The organism is Williamsia sp. 1135, from assembly GCF_002095395.1.
Taxonomy (GTDB): domain Bacteria; phylum Actinomycetota; class Actinomycetes; order Mycobacteriales; family Mycobacteriaceae; genus Williamsia.
In genome coordinates, this window is the sequence record NZ_MJEI01000085.1 from 1 (window position 1) to 22,227 (window position 22,227).

Here is a 22,227-nt window from a genome sequence, read left to right on the forward strand (position 1 = left end):
GCGGTCGCACGCCAGACGGACCATGACCAACGAACCACTCGCCGCCTAACAGGCCTACAAGTTCACGGGAAACTCCAGACGACGACGCAGTCCGAAGTTACTACCGCAGCACCGGATGACACCGGTGCGGCTCGAACATTGACAACTCCATAGTGTGAGCCGCCCCGTCGACGGAGAGGCAGCAGCGGCATGACATCTGTCATGCGGTTCTCGTGACATCGGCAGTGGGTGCGACAGCTCCGGTTGCAGCAGTGTTTCTCTCATGACCACAACCGCAATAGAACTGAGCGGACTGACCAAGACGTTCGCTTCCTCGAAGGGACCCGTCAGGGCCGTCAACGGGATCGATCTGCGCATCGGTGCGGGCGAGATCGTCGCGTTCCTGGGCCCGAACGGCGCAGGCAAGACGAGCACCATCGACATGATGCTCGGACTGTCCTCGCCCGATTCAGGGACAGTCCGGGTGTTCGGTACCGACCCGGTGACAGCAGCGGGGAACGGCCGGATCGCCGCAGTGATGCAGACCGGAGGGCTGCTGCCTGACTTCACTGTCGCGGAGACCGTACGCATCGTCGCCGGCACGTTTGGTGCAGCCGCCGCCGTCGACGGGGTCGTCGAGCGAGCCCGGCTGACGGACATTGCCGACCGAAAGGTCTCCAAATGCTCCGGCGGTGAACAGCAACGGCTGAAGTTCGCGTTGGCGCTGTTGCCCGATCCCGACCTCATCGTCCTCGACGAACCGACAGCCGGGATGGACGTCGAGTCACGGCGAGCGTTCTGGGCGACGATGCGCGCCGACGCGCAGAGCGGCCGGACGGTGGTGTTCGCCACCCACTACCTCGAGGAGGCCGACGATTTCGCCGACCGCATCGTGATGGTCGCGAAAGGCCAGATCGTCGCGGATGGTTCGACGGCGAGCATCCGGGCACAGGCGAGCGGCCGTACCGTCTCGGCCGTTCTCGATCGCAACGATCTCGCGACGGTCCGCGCAGCGTTTCCGGAGTTGACCGACGTCACCGAGCGCGGTGGTCGCCACCATCTGCGTACGCCGGACTCCGATGCGCTCGCCCGCCACCTGCTCACCGCAACAGGGGCTCGCGACGTCGAGATCACCTCCCACAACCTGGAAGACGCCTTCGTCGTGCTGACCAGTGATCACCAACAGAACGCAACACCCGAGAGGATCCGCTGATGGCCACCCTGACCAGCCCGGCCGCGCATTCGAGGACAGGTGTCCTGCGCGGCTTCTCCACTACCTATGTCCGCCTCGACCTCCGGCGGGTGATGCGGAATCGGCGAGCGATGATCTTCACCCTGGCCGTGCCCACGCTGATGTACCTGGTCTTCGGGGCCACCGCCGACTACGGCAGCGACAAGATCGGCAGCGCGAACACCGCGGCGTACGTCATGATCCACATGGCGATCTACGGAGCGATCCTCGCCACGACGACCACCGCCGCGTCGGTGGCTCTGGAACAGCAGGCCGGCTGGACGAGAACTCTCCGGATGACCCCGATGACACCGGCGGCCTACGTGGTGTCGAAGGTGCTCGTCGCACTCACCGTCGCCGCGCTGCCGCTGATCCTGCTGTCGGCGGTCGGCGTGGCGACCGGTGCGAGTGCGCCCCTCGGTGACTGGGTCGCCGCGGTCTTGCTCGGGTGGCTCGGTTCGGCGCTGTTCGCCGCATTCGGCCTGGCAGTCGGCAGCGCCCTGAAGTCCGACGCCGCCACCCAGGTGCTCGGTGGGGTCCTGACGCTGCTGGCGTTCGCGGGCAACGTGTTCGTCCCACTCAAGGGCGCGATGCTGACGTTCTCCATGTTCACGCCGATGTTCGGAGTGAGCCAGCTGGCGAACTATCCGATCACCGGTGGCGTCACCGCGTACGGCGATCACATCTCGCTGTTGGTCTGCTTCGTCAACATCGCCGTGTGGGCAGCGATATTCGGATATGCGGCAATTCACTACTACCGCAAGAGCACGGCGCGTCAGTAGGTAACTTCGACAGTGACCACACGTCGCGACCACAGACCGGAGATTCCACATGTCCCTCACCGCCCTCCTCGAAGTGAAGTTCAAGCCCGAAGCCCTCGAAGAAGCGACGGCAGTGTTCAAGCGGGCTCTGAACGAGACGCGGGCGTTCGACGGATGCGAATCGGTCGAGGTCCTCGTCGACGCGCAGGATCCGACGCGCTGGGTGATCCTCGAGCGGTGGGCGTCGGTGGAGCAGGACGCGAAGTACCGCGAGTTCCGGGCGGGTGAAGGTGCGATCACCGAACTGGGCCCGCTGCTTGCCGGCGCTCCCAGCCTCACCTCGTACCACACCGACGACAGCATCTGAGCTCTGCGGTTCTGATCCTGGACAACTAAAACAGAAACATGTTCTAGTTCTTGCATGTTGCACTTCGCGCAAGAGGATGTGGACGACGCCGAACTCGAACGGCTTCGTGGCCTGTACGGCTCGTTCACCGACGCCGTCCGGGATCTGGTGGACGCGACCATCCGCGCGGAGGTCGACGAGGACACGCTCCTCGCAGTGCAAGCCGAGATCGAGGCCGCCACCGCCCGACTTCGGACGAAGCAGCTCGACGGCGCGTATGGGGTGCGGGTCACCCCGACAGGCAAGAGCATGGCGTGGGGCAATGCGGCGGTGGGACTACGCAACGCCGCGGCCCCGCCGATGGTGATCAATCACGACGGGAAGGGCAGCTCGTGGGCAGAAGTCGACCTGGGTGCCGCCTACGAGGGCCCTCCCGGACTGGTCCACGGAGGAGTGGCTGCGCTGCTGCTCGACCACATCCTCGGAGAGACGGGCAGTTTCGGACGCCGGACCAATCTCACCGGGACAATCGAGATCAAGTTCCTGCGCGCGACCCCGCTGGGACCACTGCGGGTCGAGGCGCGGATCGACCGCGACGAGCAGTACAAGACGTTTGTCGTCGGGAGCATCTCTGATGCCGAAGGTGTCACCGTGGAGGCGCGTGGGGTCTTCATCGTCCCGAAGTGGGCCCGCGGCAAAGGGAACCTCTGGGGCTCGGAGCAGTAGTCGGCTCGACCCGTGGCGAGACGTCCGTTGGGGCTTTGCTGCCGTCTGGCTGCTGTTTCTGATCTATCCGGTTGCTTCGGTGATGTCGTCGGACACGCTCAGTACCACCGAGCGCATCTTCACCCTGACCGTGCTCGGGTGCTTTGCGCTCGTCTATGTCCTCGCCTGCGTCTACGTCCTGTTCCGGCGAGGACTCAGCGAAGCAGCTCGAACCCGGAACTCGATAGCGGTCTTCCTACTGCTGATCGCTCTGGCCGGGGCCGCGATGGTGACGCTCGGCGAGAACATCTTCGCTCTCGCGCCGTACCTGATGGCGGTCTCGGCCTTTGCGTTCCCTCTGCCGATCGCGGTGGCGACCTGCGTGTTCCTTCTCGGAGCCGCGATACTCACGCCGGAGATCGTCGACGGCTGGTCCCTCGACACGAGCATCGTGGTGATGCTGCTGGTGGTCGGCCCGACGCTGCTCGCCGTCCGCGTCCTGCGATCCCGCGAGGAGTTGCGGGAGCAATCCGCCGCCGCGTCGCGAAGACTGAACGGACAACTCGCGGTGGTCGCGGAACGGGAACGAGTTGCGCGTGACGTCCACGACATCCTCGGCCACTCCCTCACGGTGATGACGGTGAAATCGGAGCTCGCCGGCAGGCTCGTCGATGTCGACCCGACTGCAGCCAAGGCCGAATTGGCTGATCTGCACCGGATCTCACGCGAGGCGCTGGCCGAGATCCGGGCGACGGTCGGAGGGTTGCGGTCCCCGGATCTGGCCACCGAACTGCTCTCGGCTCGCACCGCGCTCGTCGCGGCCCGGATCGAGCCGGCACTGCCCGCAGACGTCGACGTGGTGAATCCGGCCCACCGGATCCTGTTTGCGTGGACCCTGCGCGAGGCCGTCACCAACGTGGTGCGCCACTCAGGCGCGACGCAGGCTCGGGTCACGCTGGGGGAGAACCGGATCGAGGTCACCGACAACGGCGTCGGTCTGCAGGGACCGGCCGACGGGAACGGCCTGCGCGGGCTGCGCGAACGCGTTCAGGACTCCGGTGGCACGCTGCGCGTCGTCGGTGACGACGGAACCGGCACGACGATCGAGGTGACGGTGTCATGAGCGAGATACGACTACTTCTGGCCGACGATCAGGCCCTCGTTCGCGGAGCGTTGGCGGCACTGCTGAATCTGGAGCCCGACCTGAATGTGGTTGCCCAGGTCGGACGAGGCGACGAGGTGCTCGAGCAGGCCCGCGCGTCGGCTGTCGATGTCTGTCTGCTCGACATCGAGATGCCGGGCGCCGACGGTATCGAGGTGGCGGCACTCCTGCACACCGAACTCCCGCAGGTCAGGACCCTCATCGTCACCACGTTCGGAAGGCCTGGATACCTGCGTAGAGCCGTGGAGGCAGGCGCCTCGGGTTTTGTCGTCAAGGACACCCCCGCCGCGGAACTCGCCGACGCGGTGCGCCGCGTCCATGCGGGTCTGCGGGTCATCGATCCCACGTTGGCGACCGAAAGTCTCACCGCCGGAGGCAATCCGCTCACCCAACGCGAACGCGACGTGCTCACCATCGCGCTGGCCGGAGCGCCGGTGGCCGAGATCGCGGCGCAGGTCCACCTGTCGGCGGGAACCGTACGCAACTACCTGTCCAGTGCCATCGGCAAGACCGGCGCGGAGACCAGGGCTCAGGCCGCCCGCATCGCGCAGCAGCGGGGCTGGCTCTGACGGCCGGCTGGTCGAGCACAAGTGGCGCCCGTAAGTCGAGTTCTGTCGGCTCGCGTGGTGGAGGCATTGAGGTCGCCGATTTCAATACGGCGAGGGTGGCGTGAGAAAATGATTCGATGCTCATTGCCGGGGTGATCCTTCGTGCAATGATCTTCCGATCATCTGCGGTCAGCAACGGCGCTGGCCTGGAGTAAGAGGTGCAGCCCACCTGTGGAGTGTCAGCGCTGGTGGACGTGATTTAAGGCTTGCCTAACGGGGTAAGTCCCAGCTCACTTGCCGTATCCTCTGCTGAAACGGTGCGCCCCGCGTGGGCGCGATGTTAAGGGCGAATAAGTATGAAGCACGCTCCCGGCCCCATAGGGCTCTACGATCCGCAGAACGAGCACGACTCGTGCGGTGTTGCTTTTGTCGTCGACATGCATGGTCGACGCAGTCGCGACATCGTCGACAAGGCGATCTCGGCACTGGTGAACCTCGAACATCGAGGTGCCGCCGGCGCCGAGCCGAACACCGGTGACGGCGCCGGCATCATGATCCAGGTCCCCGACGCGTTCTTCCGCGCCGTGGTCGACTTCGATCTGCCCGCCGAGGGCTCCTACGCCACCGGTGTCGCGTTCCTTCCGCAGGGCTCCGGCGACGCCAAGACCGCCTGTGACGGCGTCGAGAAGATCGTGACGTCCGAGGGCCTGACCGTCCTGGGCTGGCGCGATGTCCCCATCGACGAGAGTTCGCTGGGCGCACTGGCCCGTGACGCGATGCCGACGTTCCGCCAGATCTTCATCGCCGGTGCCGCCGGTGACGACCTCGAGCGTCGTGCGTACGTGGTGCGCAAGCGGGTCGAGACCGAACTCGGCAACAAGGGCGCCGGGCAGGACGGCCCGGGCCGTGAAACGGTCTACTTCCCAAGTCTTTCCGGACGTACTTTCGTCTACAAGGGCATGTTGACCACCCCGCAGCTGCGGGGCTTCTACGTGGACCTGCAAGACGACCGTGTCGAGAGTGCGCTGGGCCTGGTCCACTCGCGCTTTTCCACCAACACCTTCCCGAGCTGGCCGCTGGCCCACCCGTTCCGCCGCGTCGCCCACAACGGTGAGATCAACACCGCCACCGGTAACGAGAACTGGATGCGGGCGCGCGAGGCGCTCATCGACACCAGCGTGTTCGGTGAGGGCACCGGCGAGAAGATCTTCCCCGTCGTCACCGAAGGCGCTTCCGACACCGCGCGGTTCGACGAGGTGCTCGAATTGCTGCATCTCGGTGGACGCTCGCTGCCGCACGCCGTGCTCATGATGATCCCGGAAGCCTGGGAGCGTCACGAGTCGATGAAGCCGGAGCACCGGGCTTTCTACGAGTACCACTCGACGCTCATGGAGGCCTGGGACGGCCCCGCGTCGGTGTGCTTCACCGACGGCACCCTGATCGGTGCTGTCCTCGACCGAAACGGACTGCGCCCGAGCCGGATCTGGGTCACCAAGGACGGACTGGTCGTGATGGCGTCGGAGGTCGGTGTCCTCGACATCGATCACGGTGACGTGGTGCAGAAGTTGCGCTTGCAGCCCGGCCGGATGTTCCTCGTGGACACCGCCGCCGGCCGCATCGTCGACGACAACGAGATCAAGGACGAGCTCGCCGCCGAGCACCCGTACCAGGAGTGGCTCGACGAGGGCATGAAGCACCTGGACGACCTGCCCGGTGAGCCGCACAGCCACATGGCGCACGATCGGGTGAAACTGCGCCAGCAGGTTTTCGGATACACCACCGAAGAGATCAGCCTGCTGGTCGAGCCGATGGCCCGCACCGGTGCCGAAGCGATCGGCTCGATGGGTACCGACACTCCCATCGCGGTGCTCTCGCAGCGCCCCCGGATGCTGTTCGACTACTTCCAGCAGATGTTCGCCCAGGTCACCAACCCGCCGCTCGACGCCATCCGCGAAGAGGTTGTCACCAGCATCGGTGTCACGATCGGCCGCGAGGCCGACCTGCTCAACCCGGGTCCGGAGTCGTGCAAGCAGATCGTGCTGCCGCAGCCGATCCTCGACAACGACAACCTGGCCAAGCTCGTGCGTCTGGGGGAGGACGAGCGTTTCGCCGATTACCGCAGCGTGCAGATCCGTGGTCTGTACCCGGTCGCCGACGGCGGCGCCGGATTGCGCAAAGCCCTCGACGACGTCCGCAGGCAGGTCTCGGAGGCCATCGCCGGCGGCGCTCGCCTGGTGGTCCTGTCGGACCGCGAGTCCGACGAGACCCTCGCGCCGATCCCGTCGCTGCTGCTGACCTCGGCCGTCCACCATCACCTCGTCCGCGAGAGGACCCGCACCCAGGTCGGGCTCCTCGTCGAGGCCGGTGACGCCCGCGAGGTGCACCACATGGCCGCACTCGTCGGCTTCGGTGCCGCCGCGATCAACCCGTACATGGCCCTCGAGACCATCGAGGACATGGCGCTGCGTGACGCGCTCGGTGGGCTCGACTACAAGACCGCGCAGAAGAACTACATCAAGGCCGCAGGCAAGGGCGTGCTCAAGGTGATGTCCAAGATGGGCATCTCCACCCTGGCGTCCTACACCGGCGCCCAGCTCTTCCAGGTCATCGGTATCAACCAGGACACCGTCGACGAGTTCTTCACCGGACTGCGGTCACATCTCGGTGGCATCGGCCTCGACGAGATCGCCGCAGACGTCGCCACCCGTCACACCGTGGCGTTCACCGGTCGGCCCGAAGAGCGGGCGCACCGCGAGCTCGAGGTCGGCGGTGAATACCAGTGGCGCCGCGAGGGCGAATACCACCTGTTCAACCCGGACACCGTCTTCAAGTTGCAGCACTCCACCCGCACCGGTCAGTACTCGGTGTTCAAGGAGTACACGAAGCTCGTCGACGACCAGTCCAAGCGCATGGCATCGCTGCGTGGACTCTTCGACTTCAACTTCGACGACCGCGATCCCATCCCCATCGACAAGGTCGAGTCGGCGCGCGAGATCGTCAAGCGGTTCTCCACCGGCGCGATGAGCTTCGGCTCCATCTCGGCGGAGGCCCACGAGACCCTCGCGATCGCGATGAACCGTCTTGGCGGTCGCTCGAACTCCGGCGAGGGCGGCGAAGACGTGCGCCGCTTCGAGCCCGACGAGAACGGTGACTGGCGGCGCAGTGCCATCAAGCAGGTCGCCTCAGGCCGCTTCGGCGTCAACTCGCACTACCTGACGAACTGCACCGACATCCAGATCAAGATGGCTCAGGGTGCGAAACCCGGTGAGGGCGGACAGCTTCCGCCGCACAAGGTGTACCCGTGGGTCGCCGAGGTCCGTGGTTCGACACCTGGTGTCGGACTGATCTCGCCGCCGCCGCACCACGACATCTACTCGATCGAGGATCTGGCGCAGCTGATCCACGACCTGAAGAACGCGAACCCGGCAGCTCGGATTCACGTGAAACTAGTCTCCGAGGTCGGTGTCGGAACAGTTGCTGCCGGTGTCTCGAAGGCCCATGCCGACGTCGTGCTGATCTCCGGTCACGATGGTGGCACCGGTGCGACGCCGCTGACGAGTGAGAAGCACGCCGGCGGACCCTGGGAACTCGGTCTGGCCGAGACCCAGCAGACCCTGCTGCTCAACGGACTGCGCGACCGCATCGTCGTGCAGGTCGACGGCCAGCTCAAGACTGGTCGCGACGTCGTCGTCGCGGCGCTGCTCGGCGGTGAGGAGTTCGGTTTCGCCACCGCACCGCTGGTGGTCTCGGGTTGCATCATGATGCGGGTCTGCCACCTCGACACCTGCCCGGTAGGTGTCGCGACGCAGAACCCCGTTCTGCGCGAGCGCTTCACCGGAAAGCCGGAGTTCGTCGAGAACTTCTTCCTCTTCATCGCCGAAGAGGTTCGGGAGTTGTTGGCCCGCCTCGGTTTCCGGACATTGCAAGAGGCCGTCGGCCAGGTGCAGATGCTCGACACCGCCAAGGCGCTCAATCACTGGAAGTCGGAGAAGGCGGGCAAGCTCGACCTGTCGGCCATTCTCACGCAGGCCGATTCGCCGTTCATGAACCAGGATCTGTACTGCTCGGGCAGCCAGGATCACGCGCTGGACAAGGCGCTCGATCAGCAGCTGATCGCCCAGGCGCGCGCCGCCATCGACAAGGGTGAGCGGGTCAGCTTCTCGTCCGACATCGCCAACGTCAACCGCACTGTCGGCACGATGCTGGGTCACGAGATCACCAAGAACTACGGTGCCAACGGCTTGCCGGACGGCACGGTGATCATCGACTTCAAGGGTTCTGCGGGCAACAGCTTCGGAGCGTTTGTTCCGAAGGGCGTGACGCTGCGCCTCAAGGGCGACGCCAACGACTTCGTCGGCAAGGGACTCTCGGGCGGCCGGATCGTGGTCAGCCCGGCCGACAACGCGCCCGAAGGCTTTGTGGCAGAAGAGAACATCATTGCCGGCAACGTCATCGGATTCGGTGCCACCGGCGGTGAGATCCTCCTTCGCGGTGTCGTGGGCGAGCGCTTCTGCGTGCGTAACTCCGGAGCGACGGCAGTTGTGGAAGGTGTCGGCGACCACGGGTGTGAGTACATGACCGGTGGGCGTGTGGTGGTTCTCGGCCCGACGGGCCGTAACTTCGCAGCCGGCATGTCCGGTGGCATCGCCTACGTGTACGACCCGGCGAATGTGCTGAAGGACAACCTGAACACGGAACTGGTGCTACCCGAAGAGCTGGAAGCCGAGGACCTCGAGTTCCTCGAAACCATCGTCGGCAAGCACCGTAACGAGACCGGATCGCCGGTCGCAGAGAGCATTCTGAGCGACTGGGACAGCAACTCCCGGAAGTTCGTCAAGGTGATGCCCCAGGATTACAAGAGGGTGTTGCAGGCGATCGCCTCGGCCGAGCAGGACGGGCGCGATGTCGACGAGGCAGTAATGGAGGCCGCACGTGGCTGATCAAAGAGGCTTTATCAAGCACACCGAGCGGGAATTGCCCCAGCGGCGGCCGGTGCCCCTGCGGTTGATGGACTGGAAAGAGGTGTACGAGGACTTCGATCACGACACCCTCAAGACCCAGGCCAGTCGCTGCATGGACTGCGGAATCCCGTTCTGCCACAACGGTTGCCCCCTCGGCAACCTCATTCCCGAGTGGAATGACCTGGTGTACAAGGACCGCTGGGCCGACGGCATCGAACGCCTGCATGCGACCAACAACTTCCCGGAGTTCACCGGTCGGTTGTGCCCGGCGCCCTGCGAGGCGTCGTGCGTGCTCGGCATCAATCAGCCGGCGGTCACCATCAAGCAGGTCGAGGTCGAACTCATCGACAATGCCTTCGACGAGGGCTGGGTCAAGCCGGTACTCCCGTCGGCCAAGACCGGCAAGTCGGTAGCCGTCGTCGGTTCCGGTCCTGCGGGCCTGGCTGCGGCGCAACAGCTAACCCGGGCCGGCCACGATGTGACGGTCTTCGAGCGGGCTGACCGCATCGGTGGACTGCTGCGTTACGGCATCCCCGAGTTCAAGATGGAGAAGCGGCACATCGATCGCCGCCTCGAGCAGATGGAGGCCGAGGGCACGCAGTTCCGCCCAGGCGTCAACGTCGGTGTCGACCTCACGGTGGAGCAGTTGAGGGCCGATTTCGATTCTGTGATCCTCGCCAACGGATCGACCCAGGGTCGCGACCTGCCCATCCCCGGACGAGATCTCGACGGCATCCACCAGGCGATGGAGTTCCTGCCGTGGGCCAACCGGGTGCAGCAGGGCGACGACATCCTCGACGGCGAGGGCCAACCGCCGATCAGCGCCAAGGGCAAGAGGGTCATCATCATCGGCGGCGGCGACACCGGCGCAGACTGCCTCGGCACCTCGCTCCGGCAGGGCGCCGAGATCGTGCACCAGTTCGAGATCATGCCCAGGCCGCCGGACGAGCGCGCCGAATCGACCCCGTGGCCGACGTACCCGCTGATGTTCCGGGTCTCCTCCGCCCACGAAGAGGGCGGCGAGCGGGTGTTCTCCGTGAACACTGAGGAATTTGTCGGCAACGACGGCAAGGTCACCGGGTTGCGCGCGCACGAGGTCAAGATGAACAACGGCCGGCCGGAGAAGATGGAGGGCAGCGACTTCGAACTCGAGGCCGATCTCGTCCTGCTCGCCATGGGCTTCGTCGGACCCGAGCGTGCCGACTTCCTCGACAAGCTCGGCGTCGACTACAACGAGCGCGGAAACGTCAAGCGTAACGACAACTTCGAGACGACCGTGCCCGGAGTTTTCGTCGCCGGAGACGCCGGTCGTGGGCAGTCGCTGATCGTCTGGGCGATTGCCGAGGGAAGGGCTGCAGCCGCCGCTGCGGACCGTTTCCTCGCTGGTGCGACACTGCTGCCGGCACCGATCGTCCCGACGCAGGCGCCGCAGCGGTAGGACTCGCGAAACCGAGTCCGAACTGTAATGATGAGTCCGGGTCCGGGGAGCTTCCGAGTCAGATGACGGGTGGGGAACTGCCCGGCGCGATCTATGAACGAAGGACAGTACATGCGTGTGCGGCGGTGGGTCAGTGCTCTGGCGGCAGGAATCTTGACGGCGGGGACCGTCAGCGTTCTATCCGCACCGACGGCGCTTGCTGATCCTGCGGACTGCCCGGAGCTCTATGTCCTGGCCATCCCGGGAACCTGGGAGAACTCGGCCGACGGGCAGGTGCCCGGCATGTTGTCGTACCCGACCTCCGGTCTCGGATCGGAGACCCGGGTCCAGCTGGTCGGTTACAACGCCACCGCGTTCCCGTGGGAGACCGGCGGCAGCATCTACGGCAAGTCGAAGGCCCAGGCCGTCGCCAACGCCGAGGGCCTGGCCATCACCATGACCAAACGGTGCCCCGCCACCAAGGTCGCGGTGATCGGCTACAGCCAAGGCGCCGACGCTGCGGGCGACTTCGCCGCCGAAGTCGGCACCCGACGCGGTGTCATCAAGCCGAGCCAGTTCGCGGGCGCCGTGTTGATCTCGGATCCGCGACGCACCAAGAGGGACGCGCTCATCGGTCCCAAGCTGTCCGGTGAAGGCAACGGTGGACCCCGCCAGGGCGGATTCGGCTGGGTCAGTGATCGCACCTTCACGATCTGCGAGCCCGGCGACCAGTACTGCAACATTCCGCGCGACTACTACGTCTCGCGGATCGCCGGTTACCTTGCGGAGACCAGTGACCCCAACCCCGATCAGCTCGCTCAGTACCAGGCCGAGGCCTGGGCGATCGTCAGCGAGCTGGTGACCAAGGGTGGACCGGGCGCACTCGTCGACGAACTGAGCAACGAGAAGGCACGCGCACAGATCGTCGCGTTCAACCGTTTCCTGCAGTCCGGTTCGCACGGGGACTACGCCAACTTCCAGGTGGAGCCGGGCGTCACCGCACTGCAGTGGGCACAGAACTATCTTGCAGGCCTCGCCTGACCTTCCGCGTAGCCGACCTGAGGGTCAGGCCACCCCATCGTGTGATCAGTGGGACAGATGTGACTCGCCCGCGTGTTCTGCCCGATAGGGCGCCCGCACCGGCGTAACGTGGCCCACGTCACAGCGTTTGGAGATGTTGTCGCGATGACCTGCGAAGAGTAACAACGCTTTTGGTCCTGGCGACATATCGCGAGAGATGCTTGTGTCCCGACTGGCGATGTGCCGGCCGACGACATACAGTATCGACAAAAGTATTCACTGCACTAAACAGGATGTGATCCGTCGTGAAGCTGGCGAACCCCCGCACCCGCCGCCGCACTCAACTGCTCGGAATGACCCCGCATATCTTCGGGTCCGATGGGTACATCGCCCACCGGCGTCTCGCGCGGCGGCTGCCCGAGAACGGCGAACGACTCGTCACCACGGCCGAACTCCGCAGCTTCAACCTCTGACGGTCACCCCGGCGGCGAAATCGCCGATCAATCTCGCGGCGACGTCGGGTTGCTGCACGATGAAGAAGTGCCGCGCCGGGATCACCGGCGTATACGTAGCGCCGAGGAATCGCGCATAGCGACGCTGCTTCCAGTTCCAGAACAGCCGCACCGGCGTGCGTCGTCCCGGTAGCGCCGACACGACGTGGACCGGCGCAGTCAGCGGATGGGTCCGCCGCAGCGCAACCAGCTGCGAGTTGAGAACCCCGAACGCCGCCTGCTCGACCAAGAGAGCCCGCGGGAATCGGGTTCCGTTGAACACCTCGGATATCCAGTGGCGTTGCGTCGCGGTGAATCCGCCCGGCGGACCCGGCGACGTCGCGATCGCGTGTCCCTTGATCCCGGCCGACCGCGGCAGACGCAGGGCCTTGATGAACCGCGCCGCCACATGCGCGAGCCGGTTGCTCCAGCCGGGTGGCACCAGCTGCAGCGGAAGCATCACGTACGAGCCGTCGAGCATGATCACGCCCGCGACCCGGTCCGGTCTACTCCTCGCGTAGCCCTCGACGTAGAGCGACGCCAGGGAGTGCCCGGCCAGCAGGACGGGTTCGGCGATCCCGAGGACGTCGAGGACTGCGTCGATCCGGTCGACCTCCGCGGCGATCGACGGGATCTGGCCGGGAGGCAAAGGGTCGGACAGGCCATAACCGGGCCGGTCGTACCGGATCACCGTGTAGCGGTCCCGGAGGATCTCGGTGACCTGATCGAAGTCGAACCAGTTGCCGCCCAACGCCGCGAGGAACAGCAGCGGCGGCCCCTCACCGTCGACCACGACATGGGTACGAAGCCCCGCAATCGCGTGGAACCTCCCGGGTGGCTGCACCTGCGCAAGTTTAGGCCGGGTAGCTCTACTCGCGCCCGCCGACGAGGTCACGCATCCGTTCGCGTCGGTTCACGTACTTCTCGTAGCGCCGCTCCGCGCGCGCGATCTTCTTCGGGGAGTAGAACCGTTTTGCCCAGAACGAGGTCGGATGGGCCAGCCGGCACGCTCCGACGAATCCGAGCAGCGGCACCGGCAGCCCGATCAATCCGGTGGCCAGCTTGCCCTTGAGCAGGGTGATGACGGAATAGGTGATGTGGATGACGACGCTGCCGGCGGTCACCAGGATGCCGAGCGTGTTTGCGCCGGGCTCGTTGACGCCGATCGGTGAGGTCCCCACCAACAGGGCCAGACCCACGACGGCTGCGATCATGACGGCGTCGATCGACTTACGGCCCTCTTCGGACCAGTAGACGTCTTCGAGGTGAAGCCACAAGGCGAACTCGTCGAGGGCCAGCGCAGCGCCGATCCCGAACATGGCGGCGAGGACCTCGCGCCATGGGGAGTCGGGCTGAAAGCGGAACTCGAGCAGACCGGCCACGAGGATCAGCAGGATGCCCCACACCTGATGGTGGATGTGCACGCCACCGATGTAGATGTCGTTGACGGCGCCGCCGGCATCGGCGTCCTCCGTCGGCGGCGCCGCACTGCGGGCCTTGATCTTCCGGGTGATCGCGCGGGTGATCCCGTAGGTGACGACGAACCCGATCAACGCCACCAGCGCGGCGGACCGGCCGGTGTCGACGATGTGCTTGATGTACCAGTCCACTGATTCAGCCCGCCGACCGTGCCGAACCGGCCGTCGACCGTGCCGAACCAGCCGTCGACCGTGCCGAACCAGCCGTCGACCGTGCCGATGTCATCGCGTCAGGCCTCGGGGCCCCGATCTCGAGCGGCATCTTTGGCACGCTCGATGCGATCTTTGGCACGGTCGGCGGCGTTATCGGCACGGTCGGCGGTTCCGGTAGCGACGTCACTTCGGCTTGGCGAGCGGGAACGCGAGGGTTTCGCGGATCGACTGCCCGGTGAGGAGCATGACGATCCGGTCGACACCGATGCCCAGACCACCGGTCGGGAACATTCCGTGTTCGAGGGCCTGCAGGAAGTCCTCGTCGAGTTCCATCGCCTCGGGGTCGCCGCCGGCCGACAGCAGTGACTGCTCGGTGAGGCGTTTGCGTTGCTCCACCGGATCGGTCAACTCGGTGTAGGCGGTACCCAGCTCGACCCCCCACGCCACCAGGTCCCAGCGCTCGGTGACACCGGGAATGGTCCGGTGCTGCCGGGTCAGCGGCGACACCGACGTCGGGAAGTCCTTGTAGAACGTCGGGAACGTCGTCTGATCCTCGACGAGATGCTCGTACATCTCGAGCGCCACCTGTCCGGCGTCCCAGTCGTTGCGGTAGGGGATCTCGTGCTTGTCGCACAACGCTTTGAGGGTGTCGACGTCGGTGTACGGGGTGACTTCTTCGTCGATCGCCTCGGACACCGCGCCGTGCAGCGTCTTCACCGGCCACTCGCCGGAGATGTCGACCTTCTCGATCTCCCCGTCCTTGCCCTCGATGTAGACCACCTGCTCGCCGTGTGCGGCAACAGCGGCGTTCTGGATCATCTCCCGGGTCAGATGCAGCATCCGATCGTAATCGCTGTGTGCCTCATAGGCTTCCAGGCTCGTGAACTCGGGGTTGTGCTTGAAGTCCACGCCCTCGTTGCGGAAGTTGCGGCCCATCTCGAAGACGCGTTCCAGCCCACCGACGCACAGTCGCTTGAGGTAGAGCTCCGGCGCGATGCGCAGATAGAGGTCGAGGTCATAGGCGTTGATGTGCGTGCGGAACGGCGCTGCGTTGGCGCCGCCGTGTATCTGCTGGAGGATCGGGGTCTCGACCTCCATGTAGTCGCGACCACCCAGATAGTCCCGCATCGACTTCACGATCGCGCTGTGCACGCGCATCAGCTCGCGCGCCTTGGGGTTGATCGTCAGGTCCACATACCGCTGGCGGACGCGGGCCTCGGGATCTGTCAGGCCACTCCACTTGTCGGGCAACGGATGCAGGCACTTGCCGAGCATCCGCCAGTCCTTGGCCAGCAGCGACAGCTCGCCCTTGCGGCTGCGGCCGACGACACCGCTGACCTCGATGAGATCCCCGAGGTCGACGGTGCTCGCCAGGTCCAAGGTGTCGGGACGCAGTGCGCTCGCGTCAACGAGGACCTGCATGTCGCCACTCCAGTCGCGGAGGTCAGCGAAGACGACCTTGCCGAAGTCGCGCATGCGGATGACGCGACCGGCGATCCGGCCGGTCGTCCCCTCGGGGGCGGCCACCGCCTCGGCGATGGTGTGGGTGGGGGGATAGGCGGGTGGATAGGGGTCGACGCCCGCGGCGGTGAGCTGCTCGAGTTTCGCCAGCCGGACGCGGACCTGCTCGGGCCGCCGCGGACCGCGGTGCTCGGCCTTCTCCATACCGGCGATCTCGGCGGCGACGGCATCGACGTCGACACCCTCGGGGATCGACGACGCCTGCCCGGTGAAGTCCCGGCCCTTGCCGAACTTGGGGAGTTTCACGAACCCCTCGTTGACGACGGCCGCGAGCCCGACTCGCGGAACCGTCCGGGCATCTTCGAAACAGAGGAAGCGCGGCACCCACTCGGGCTGATACTTGGCGTTCGACTTGTAGAGCGATTCCATCTGCACGTACTTGGATGCGAAGGTCAATGCGCCGTACATAGTGCGCATGATCGGGCCCGCGCCGATCTGGCCGCCCTCTTCGAACACGGCGCGGAAGGCGGCGAAGTTCATCGAGATGTACAGGATCCCGAACGCCTCGGCGTTCTCGGCGAACTCGGTCACCATGGTCTCGGTGAGCCCGTTGATCGAGTTGTGGTCGCGGCGCATCACGTCGAGCGAGGCTCCGGTGGTGCCCCACGGCACGAACGAGAGCATGCCGACGACCTTCTCGTCGTCGGTACCGGCGTTCTGCACTGCTTCGACGAGGATCGACCGGCCGTCCTGCGGATCGCCCAGGCGGCCGAGCGCCATGGAGAAGCCGCGTTCTTCGTCGGTGTCACGCCAGGCGTCGGCGCGGCCGATCATCGCGCCCATCTGCTCTTCGCTCAGGTCTTCGTGACGGGCGATACGCACCGTGATCCCAGCGCGCTTGGTACGGGCAACCGACTGCCGCACGGCTTTCATGTCCGGACCGTTGAGGTTGTATCCGCGGGTGTGGACGATCGCCTCGTCACCGATGTTCAGCGTGGTGAATCCAGCCGCTTCCCAGACCTCGGCCCCGTGGATGCTGACGCCGATCGCACCCGGATGCCATCCGTATTGATCGCAGACCTTGATGAACTCGGCAACCGCTTCGGGCCAGTACTTCTTGTCGCCGACGGGGTCTCCGCCGGCCATGGCGGTGCCGACTTCGACGCGGTAGGTGATCGCCGCCATGCCGTTCGGAGCGAAGACGACAGCCTTGTCGTGCCGGGTGGAGAAGAACGCCAGCGAATCGTCGCCGCTGTACCCCTCGATCAGCAAGCGGATGAGGCGTTCGTCCGCAGGCGTCATGGAGTTGCTGGAGCGCTGCGACCGGAACAGGATCAGCGCGGCCGCGATGAGTGCCAGGGCACCGAGCAGGCCGAGGAAGGTCTCCAGCGCGGCGTAGGTGTGGTGGTTGTCGAAGTCGGTGGAGACGTCGATCGAGCCGAAGGTCACGACGTGGTTGATCGCGTAGGGCAACCGTTCGGACTGCTTCAGGTCGCGCGGCCAGATCTCCACCAGGCCCCAACCGATCAGGGAAGCCGCGACCAGACCGGCGACGAGAACACCGAGCGCACGCCAGATCGCGCCTCGGCGGACCTTCGTATAGAACTGCCGGTAACTGGCTATGAGATAGCCGAGAGCGAGCAACTGGATCGCGAGGCCGATGAAGATGTTGACCCGGACCACCGTGTCGACACCGTTCTCGGAGGCGAAGGGCTCGAACAGATAGATGACGTTGGCCGTGCCGAACAGCAGGATGTAGACGACGGTGAGCCACCAGGCGATCCGCTTTCGCGAAGCGAGAGCAAACGCCAACAGCGCCAGCACGAATGCCCACGCGAAACTGGTGTCGGGGGCAACGACAATGTAATTGTCGACGTACGTGCGAGGCACTTCCGTGAGCCGGCGGAATTGCACCGAGAGACTGCTGATGAGGGATATCGCGGCGAGAACGCCGACCACCCAACTCGTGTGCCGGGGTGCGTTCTTGAAAAATCCCGACGGGACGGTCCTCCGCACCATGTGATGCTCGGTTGGCCTTGCCAATTCCTGGCTTTCAGGTAAATCCACGCTCACAGGTGTTGCCTTTCCACGGCTGGTCCGACGTAACGTTAGCGTGGCGATGCGATGATTGAACGGTGAGCCGAGAAACAATTCCGATCCGCGACAACACCATCCGCCTGGGCCAGTTCTTGAAACTCGCAAATTTGATCGAATCCGGGTCGGAAGCGAAAGAAGTGATCGCCGACGGGCTGGTGAGCGTCAACGGTGACACCGAGACCCGACGGGGCCGGCAACTGGTGATCGGAGACGTGGTGGAGATCGGTGGTACCGAGGCGGTCGTCGGGTCCGGAGATGCGCCGGAACCGGACATCAATTGGTGACCGACACGAAGCCTTGTTACCGGTGAGTAAGTACGAGTCGTTACGCTGTTGTCCATGACTGAGACGACCTTTGTGGCGACGGCTGATCTGGTAGACGAGATCGGCCCGGACGTACGCAGCTGCGATCTTCAACTCACCCAATACGGGGGCAGGCGTGAGTTCGCCGGCCGGGTCACGACGGTGCGCTGCCTGCAGGACAATGCCCTGCTCAAGGAGGTTCTCGGCGAGCCGGGCAACGGTGGGGTGCTGGTGATCGACGGCTCCGGATCGCTGCACACCGCCCTCGTCGGTGATGTGATTGCGGAACTGGGTCGCTCCAACGGCTGGGCGGGGATCATCGTCAACGGCGCGATCCGCGACGCCAAGATCATCGGGACCCTGGACATCGGCGTGAAGGCGCTGGGGACCAATCCCCGCAAGTCCACCAAGTCCGGCGCAGGGGAGCGTGATGTGCCCGTCGAGCTCGGTGGCATCACCTTCACTCCCGGCGATCTGGCGTACAGCGACGACGACGGCATCGTCCTCGTCGCGTCTGAATAGGGGAAGAAGAATCATGGCGAAACCAGATACAGCGACATTTGACCGGTTGCGCGGACTCATCGCGATCGACGACCTCGGATCCCGGCCGACGCGACCGGTGCTGGAGGCGTTCAGTGGCACCGAGATGACGACGGTTCCGGTGGGTACCGCCGAGGACGTCGATGCCGCGTTCGAGATCGCGCGCGCAGCACAGCGCCCGTGGGCGCAGGTGTGGCCACGTGAGCGGGCGGCGGTGCTCATCGAGTTCGCCGCCTTGGTGATGAAGAATCTCGACGCGCTGGCCGACATGGCGCAGGCCGAGACGGGCAAGGCGCGAAGCTATGCCCAGGAAGAGGTGCTCGACGTCGCGATGACCGCACGGCACTACGCCAAGACCGGCCCGAAGCTGCTCGCCGCGGGCAAGGTCAAAGGCATGCTGCCGCTCGCGACGGACGCCCGGGTGCGCTATCAGCCCAAGGGTGTCGTCGGTGTGATCTCGCCGTGGAACTACCCGATGACCCTCGCGGTGTCGGACGGCCTGGCCGCCTTGATGGCCGGCAATGCCGTGGTCCTCAAGCCGGACAGCCAGACGCCGTATTGCGCGCTGGCGATGGTGGAGCTGCTCTACAAAGCCGGTCTGCCCAAGGAACTGTTCGCAGTGGTCCCGGGTCCGGGTTCAGTTGTGGGACAAGCGATTGTCGCCAAGGCGGACTATCTGATGTTCACCGGCTCGTCGGCGACGGGCGCGCAGCTCGCCGAACAGTGCGGTCGCCGCCTGATCGGCTTCTCCGCCGAACTCGGGGGCAAGAACCCGATGATCATCACCAAGACCGCGGACATCGACAACGCGGTCGAGGGGGCTGTGCGCGCCTGCTACTCCAACTCCGGGCAGCTGTGCATCTCCATCGAACGCATCTACGTGGAGAACCCCGTCGCCGAGGAGTTCTCGGCGAAGTTCGCCAAACGGGTCGCCGAAATGAAACTGGGCAGCGCGTACGACTTCACCACTGAGATGGGATCGCTCGCCTCAGCGGCCCAGGTCGACACTGTCGCCGCCCATGTCGCGGATGCCAAAGAGAAAGGCGCGGTGGTCCTGGCAGGCGGTAACCGCCGTGACGACCTCGGACCGTTCTTCTTCGAGCCGACCGTGCTGACCGGAGTCGCCGAGGGTATGGAGTGCTTTGCGGCCGAGACCTTCGGGCCACTTGTCGCGATCTATCCGGTGGACACCGTGGCCGAAGCGGTGAAACGAGCCAACGACACCGAATACGGGTTGAACGCCAGCGTCTTCGCAGGGTCGTCGGACGAGGGCCGCAAGATCGCCGCGGAACTGCGGGCGGGCACGGTGAACCTGAACGAGGGATACGCCGCCGCGTGGGGTTCCACTGCCGCTCCGATGGGCGGGATGGGGATCTCCGGGGTCGGGCGCCGCCACGGCGCCGAGGGGTTGCTGAAGTACACCGAGCCGCAGACCGTCGCCGAACAGCGGGTCATCGGTCTCGGCGGCATCAAGGGCGTGCCACGGAGTCTGTTCCTGCGGATCGTGCCGACCTTCATCAAGTCGCTGAAGTTCCTGCCCGGACGGTAAACGCACCAGGCGTGCGTTGCCTTTCCAGTGTGTGCGAAGGATTGATGTACGCCGAATAGACAGGTCGTTAATCCCGGCCAGGTAGCGGCGACGGCTACGCGAAACATGCACGGACAGCGGCTGACTGCGATAGCGTTCGTGCAACTTCGTCGAGGGAGCGCAATGTTTGCCGACTTTTCCGATCGCACCGATTTCGACAATGCCAATCGCGGCTTGATCGCCACGTTGGAGCCCGCGAAGATCAGCGCTGACGATGGCCGGGTGGTGTACGACGCGGACGGGTTTGCCGCGGCAACCACCGGTGACTGTCCCGACACTGTGAATCCCAGCCTCTGGCGCCAGGCGCAGCTGACTGCGATTCACGGCCTCTTCGAGGTCACCGCAGGCATCTACCAGATTCGTGGCTACGACCTGTCGAACATGACCCTCGTCGAGGGTGACACCGGTGTGGTCGTGATCGACCCGCTCGTGTCCGCCGAATGTGCATCGGCCGGGCTTGCGCTGTACCGCGAGCATCGCGGCGACCGACCGGTGAGCGCAGTCATCTATACCCACTCGCACATCGACCATTTCGGTGGGGTGCTCGGCGTGGTCGACGCCGACACCGACGTGCCCATCATCGCGCCGGAGCACTTTCTCGAGCACGCTGTCTCCGAGAACGTCTACGCCGGAGGGGCGATGCTGCGGCGCGGAATGTTCCACACCGGCATGGTGCTCGACGTCGGCGCGACCGGCACTCTGGGTGCGGGTTTGGGGCCCAGTACGTCGAAGGGAACCGTCGGGCTCATCGCACCTACTCTCGACATCACCCACACCGGACAAGAAGAGACCTTCGACGGCGTGCGGATGATCTTCCAGGTGACACCGGGCACCGAAGCCCCGTCCGAGATGAACTTCTACTTCCCTGATCACCGCGCATTGTGCTTGGCAGAGAACGCCACTCACAACCTGCACAACCTACTCACGCTGCGCGGGGCCGAGGTACGCGACGCCCGCAACTGGTCGCGGTACCTCGCCGAGGCGATCGAGATGTTCGCCTACGATTCCGACGTCGCGTTCGCCTCGCACCACTGGCCGACCTGGGGCACAGCCGAACTCATTCAGTTCATCACCGAGCAACGCGACCTGTACGCCTACCTGCATGATCAGACACTGCGTCAGCTCAACCGCGGTCTCACCGGTACCGAGATCGCCGAAGACTTCGCCATGCCCCCCGCGTTGGATGCGGTGTGGCACACCCATGGGTATTACGGTTCGGTCAGCCACAACGTGAAAGCGATCTACCAGCGGTACCTCGGTTGGTACGACGGCAATCCCGCACATCTGTGGCAGCACCCTCCGGAAGCGTCCGGTGCCCGCTATGTTCGCGCACTCGGTGGTATCGATGCGGCCGTCGCGAAGGCCACCGAGTTCGCCGAGGAGGGTGACCTGCGTTTCGCGGCCGAACTGGCCAGTCATGCAGTATTCGCCGAGCCAGGCCATGCCGGCGCGAGGGAGGTCCTCGAGAACGTGCTGAGACAACTGGGATATGGGTCCGAGTGCGCAACGTGGCGCAACAACTACCTCGTCGGTGCCGACGAGGTGAACGGTCCCACCCACGCATCTGACGTCAGTGCTGCGGGAATGGCCACCGCGTTGACCATCACGCAGGTCTTCGACAGTCTCGCCATTCGCATCGACGGCCCCCGCGCCTGGGACGCCACCGCGTCGGTCCGGTGGCACTTCACCGATTCCGACGAAACCTACCGGATGGAGCTGTCCAACGGCGTCCTCATCCACTACCCGACACAGCGGACCGACCCGGCCGACCTCGTGGTCACGCTCACCAAAGCGCAACTGCTCGGACTACTCGCCGGCGCCGGCACCGACGGCATAGCGATGGACGGTGATTCGGGAACCATCTCGACGATCGTCGGACTGACCGGCGACCCCGATCCGGCATTCGCCATCGTCACCCCATAGCGGGAGGACGGGTCCGCTGCGGGAAACCGCCGCGCAGTACCTTCAAAGTCGTTGTCGCTCGGCG

Annotated in this window: 17 protein-coding genes; 14 read left to right on the forward strand and 3 right to left on the reverse strand. The window is 65.3% G+C overall.

Annotated elements, in window-relative coordinates:
* Positions 1-262: 262 nt before the first annotated feature.
* The 10 genes from BFL43_RS10350 (at position 263) to BFL43_RS28900 (ending at position 12,603) form a co-directional block, all read left to right on the forward strand.
* Positions 263-1,192: an ABC transporter ATP-binding protein gene (locus BFL43_RS10350; protein ID WP_084892468.1), complete on the forward strand. Its 930-nt coding sequence runs from the start codon at positions 263-265 to the stop codon at positions 1,190-1,192.
* Positions 1,192-1,992, forward strand: coding sequence for an ABC transporter permease (locus BFL43_RS10355; RefSeq protein WP_084892469.1), 801 nt, complete (start codon positions 1,192-1,194; stop codon positions 1,990-1,992). Before BFL43_RS10350 ends, BFL43_RS10355 begins: the two co-directional genes overlap by 1 nt.
* 49 nt (positions 1,993-2,041) lie before the next feature.
* Positions 2,042-2,338 (forward strand): antibiotic biosynthesis monooxygenase, encoded by a 297-nt coding sequence (locus BFL43_RS10360; protein WP_084892470.1) that lies wholly within the window; start codon positions 2,042-2,044, stop codon positions 2,336-2,338.
* A gap of 54 nt (positions 2,339-2,392) precedes the next feature.
* Positions 2,393-3,043, forward strand: a complete 651-nt coding sequence (locus BFL43_RS10365) for a PaaI family thioesterase (RefSeq protein ID WP_084892471.1) — start codon at positions 2,393-2,395, stop codon at positions 3,041-3,043.
* Positions 3,044-3,125: 82 nt separating this feature from the next.
* Positions 3,126-4,145: a sensor histidine kinase gene (locus BFL43_RS10370; protein ID WP_240498191.1), complete on the forward strand. Its 1,020-nt coding sequence runs from the start codon at positions 3,126-3,128 to the stop codon at positions 4,143-4,145.
* On the forward strand, positions 4,142-4,753 hold the full coding sequence (locus BFL43_RS10375; RefSeq protein ID WP_084892473.1) for a response regulator transcription factor: 612 nt from the start codon (positions 4,142-4,144) through the stop codon (positions 4,751-4,753). Before BFL43_RS10370 ends, BFL43_RS10375 begins: the two co-directional genes overlap by 4 nt.
* A 335-nt stretch (positions 4,754-5,088) precedes the next feature.
* Positions 5,089-9,672 (forward strand): glutamate synthase large subunit, encoded by a 4,584-nt coding sequence (gltB, locus tag BFL43_RS10380; RefSeq protein WP_084892474.1) that lies wholly within the window; start codon positions 5,089-5,091, stop codon positions 9,670-9,672.
* Positions 9,665-11,131, forward strand: a complete 1,467-nt coding sequence (locus BFL43_RS10385) for a glutamate synthase subunit beta (protein WP_084892475.1) — start codon at positions 9,665-9,667, stop codon at positions 11,129-11,131. Before gltB ends, BFL43_RS10385 begins: the two co-directional genes overlap by 8 nt.
* 111 nt (positions 11,132-11,242) lie before the next feature.
* Positions 11,243-12,151 (forward strand): cutinase family protein, encoded by a 909-nt coding sequence (locus tag BFL43_RS10390; RefSeq protein ID WP_084892533.1) that lies wholly within the window; start codon positions 11,243-11,245, stop codon positions 12,149-12,151.
* 284 nt (positions 12,152-12,435) lie between these two features.
* Positions 12,436-12,603: a hypothetical protein gene (locus BFL43_RS28900; RefSeq protein WP_168176599.1), complete on the forward strand. Its 168-nt coding sequence runs from the start codon at positions 12,436-12,438 to the stop codon at positions 12,601-12,603.
* Here the strand turns inward: BFL43_RS28900 and BFL43_RS10395 are convergent.
* The 3 genes from BFL43_RS10395 to lysX form a co-directional block, all read right to left on the reverse strand.
* Positions 12,593-13,465, reverse strand: coding sequence for an alpha/beta hydrolase (locus tag BFL43_RS10395; protein ID WP_084892476.1), 873 nt, complete (start codon positions 13,463-13,465; stop codon positions 12,593-12,595). The genes BFL43_RS28900 and BFL43_RS10395 overlap by 11 nt on opposite strands.
* A 25-nt stretch (positions 13,466-13,490) precedes the next feature.
* Positions 13,491-14,231 (reverse strand): hypothetical protein, encoded by a 741-nt coding sequence (locus BFL43_RS10400; RefSeq protein ID WP_143695242.1) that lies wholly within the window; start codon positions 14,229-14,231, stop codon positions 13,491-13,493.
* Positions 14,232-14,435: 204 nt separating this feature from the next.
* Positions 14,436-17,729 (reverse strand): bifunctional lysylphosphatidylglycerol synthetase/lysine--tRNA ligase LysX, encoded by a 3,294-nt coding sequence (lysX, locus tag BFL43_RS10405; RefSeq protein ID WP_240498187.1) that lies wholly within the window; start codon positions 17,727-17,729, stop codon positions 14,436-14,438.
* A 119-nt stretch (positions 17,730-17,848) separates the two neighbouring features.
* Between lysX and BFL43_RS10410 the strand changes: the two genes are divergently transcribed.
* From BFL43_RS10410 to BFL43_RS10425, 4 genes are all read left to right on the forward strand, one after another.
* On the forward strand, positions 17,849-18,094 hold the full coding sequence (locus BFL43_RS10410; RefSeq protein ID WP_084892478.1) for an RNA-binding S4 domain-containing protein: 246 nt from the start codon (positions 17,849-17,851) through the stop codon (positions 18,092-18,094).
* A 54-nt stretch (positions 18,095-18,148) separates the two neighbouring features.
* The gene (gene rraA / locus BFL43_RS10415; protein ID WP_084892479.1) at positions 18,149-18,634 is read left to right on the forward strand and encodes a ribonuclease E activity regulator RraA; all 486 of its coding nucleotides are present in this window, start codon (positions 18,149-18,151) and stop codon (positions 18,632-18,634) included.
* Between the two features lie 13 nt (positions 18,635-18,647).
* Complete coding sequence (locus BFL43_RS10420) at positions 18,648-20,201, forward strand: succinic semialdehyde dehydrogenase (protein WP_084892480.1); 1,554 nt, start codon at positions 18,648-18,650, stop codon at positions 20,199-20,201.
* Positions 20,202-20,363: 162 nt separating this feature from the next.
* Complete coding sequence (locus BFL43_RS10425; protein ID WP_084892481.1) at positions 20,364-22,163, forward strand: alkyl sulfatase dimerization domain-containing protein; 1,800 nt, start codon at positions 20,364-20,366, stop codon at positions 22,161-22,163.
* Positions 22,164-22,227: the final 64 nt, after the last annotated feature.

What these genes read in the sequence shown, in the direction of transcription:
- gltB (WP_084892474.1), top strand. Translation starts at nt 5,089, where the DNA reads ATGAAGCACGCTCCCGGCCCCATAGGGCTCTACGATCCGCAGAACGAG.
- BFL43_RS10360 (WP_084892470.1), top strand. Translation starts at nt 2,042, where the DNA reads ATGTCCCTCACCGCCCTCCTCGAAGTGAAGTTCAAGCCCGAAGCCCTC.
- BFL43_RS10370 (WP_240498191.1), top strand. Translation starts at nt 3,126, where the DNA reads ATGTCGTCGGACACGCTCAGTACCACCGAGCGCATCTTCACCCTGACC.
- BFL43_RS10355 (WP_084892469.1), top strand. Translation starts at nt 1,192, where the DNA reads ATGGCCACCCTGACCAGCCCGGCCGCGCATTCGAGGACAGGTGTCCTG.
- BFL43_RS10365 (WP_084892471.1), top strand. Translation starts at nt 2,393, where the DNA reads ATGTTGCACTTCGCGCAAGAGGATGTGGACGACGCCGAACTCGAACGG.
- BFL43_RS10390 (WP_084892533.1), top strand. Translation starts at nt 11,243, where the DNA reads ATGCGTGTGCGGCGGTGGGTCAGTGCTCTGGCGGCAGGAATCTTGACG.
- BFL43_RS10425 (WP_084892481.1), top strand. Translation starts at nt 20,364, where the DNA reads ATGTTTGCCGACTTTTCCGATCGCACCGATTTCGACAATGCCAATCGC.
- BFL43_RS10375 (WP_084892473.1), top strand. Translation starts at nt 4,142, where the DNA reads ATGAGCGAGATACGACTACTTCTGGCCGACGATCAGGCCCTCGTTCGC.
- BFL43_RS10420 (WP_084892480.1), top strand. Translation starts at nt 18,648, where the DNA reads ATGGCGAAACCAGATACAGCGACATTTGACCGGTTGCGCGGACTCATC.
- BFL43_RS10350 (WP_084892468.1), top strand. Translation starts at nt 263, where the DNA reads ATGACCACAACCGCAATAGAACTGAGCGGACTGACCAAGACGTTCGCT.
- rraA (WP_084892479.1), top strand. Translation starts at nt 18,149, where the DNA reads ATGACTGAGACGACCTTTGTGGCGACGGCTGATCTGGTAGACGAGATC.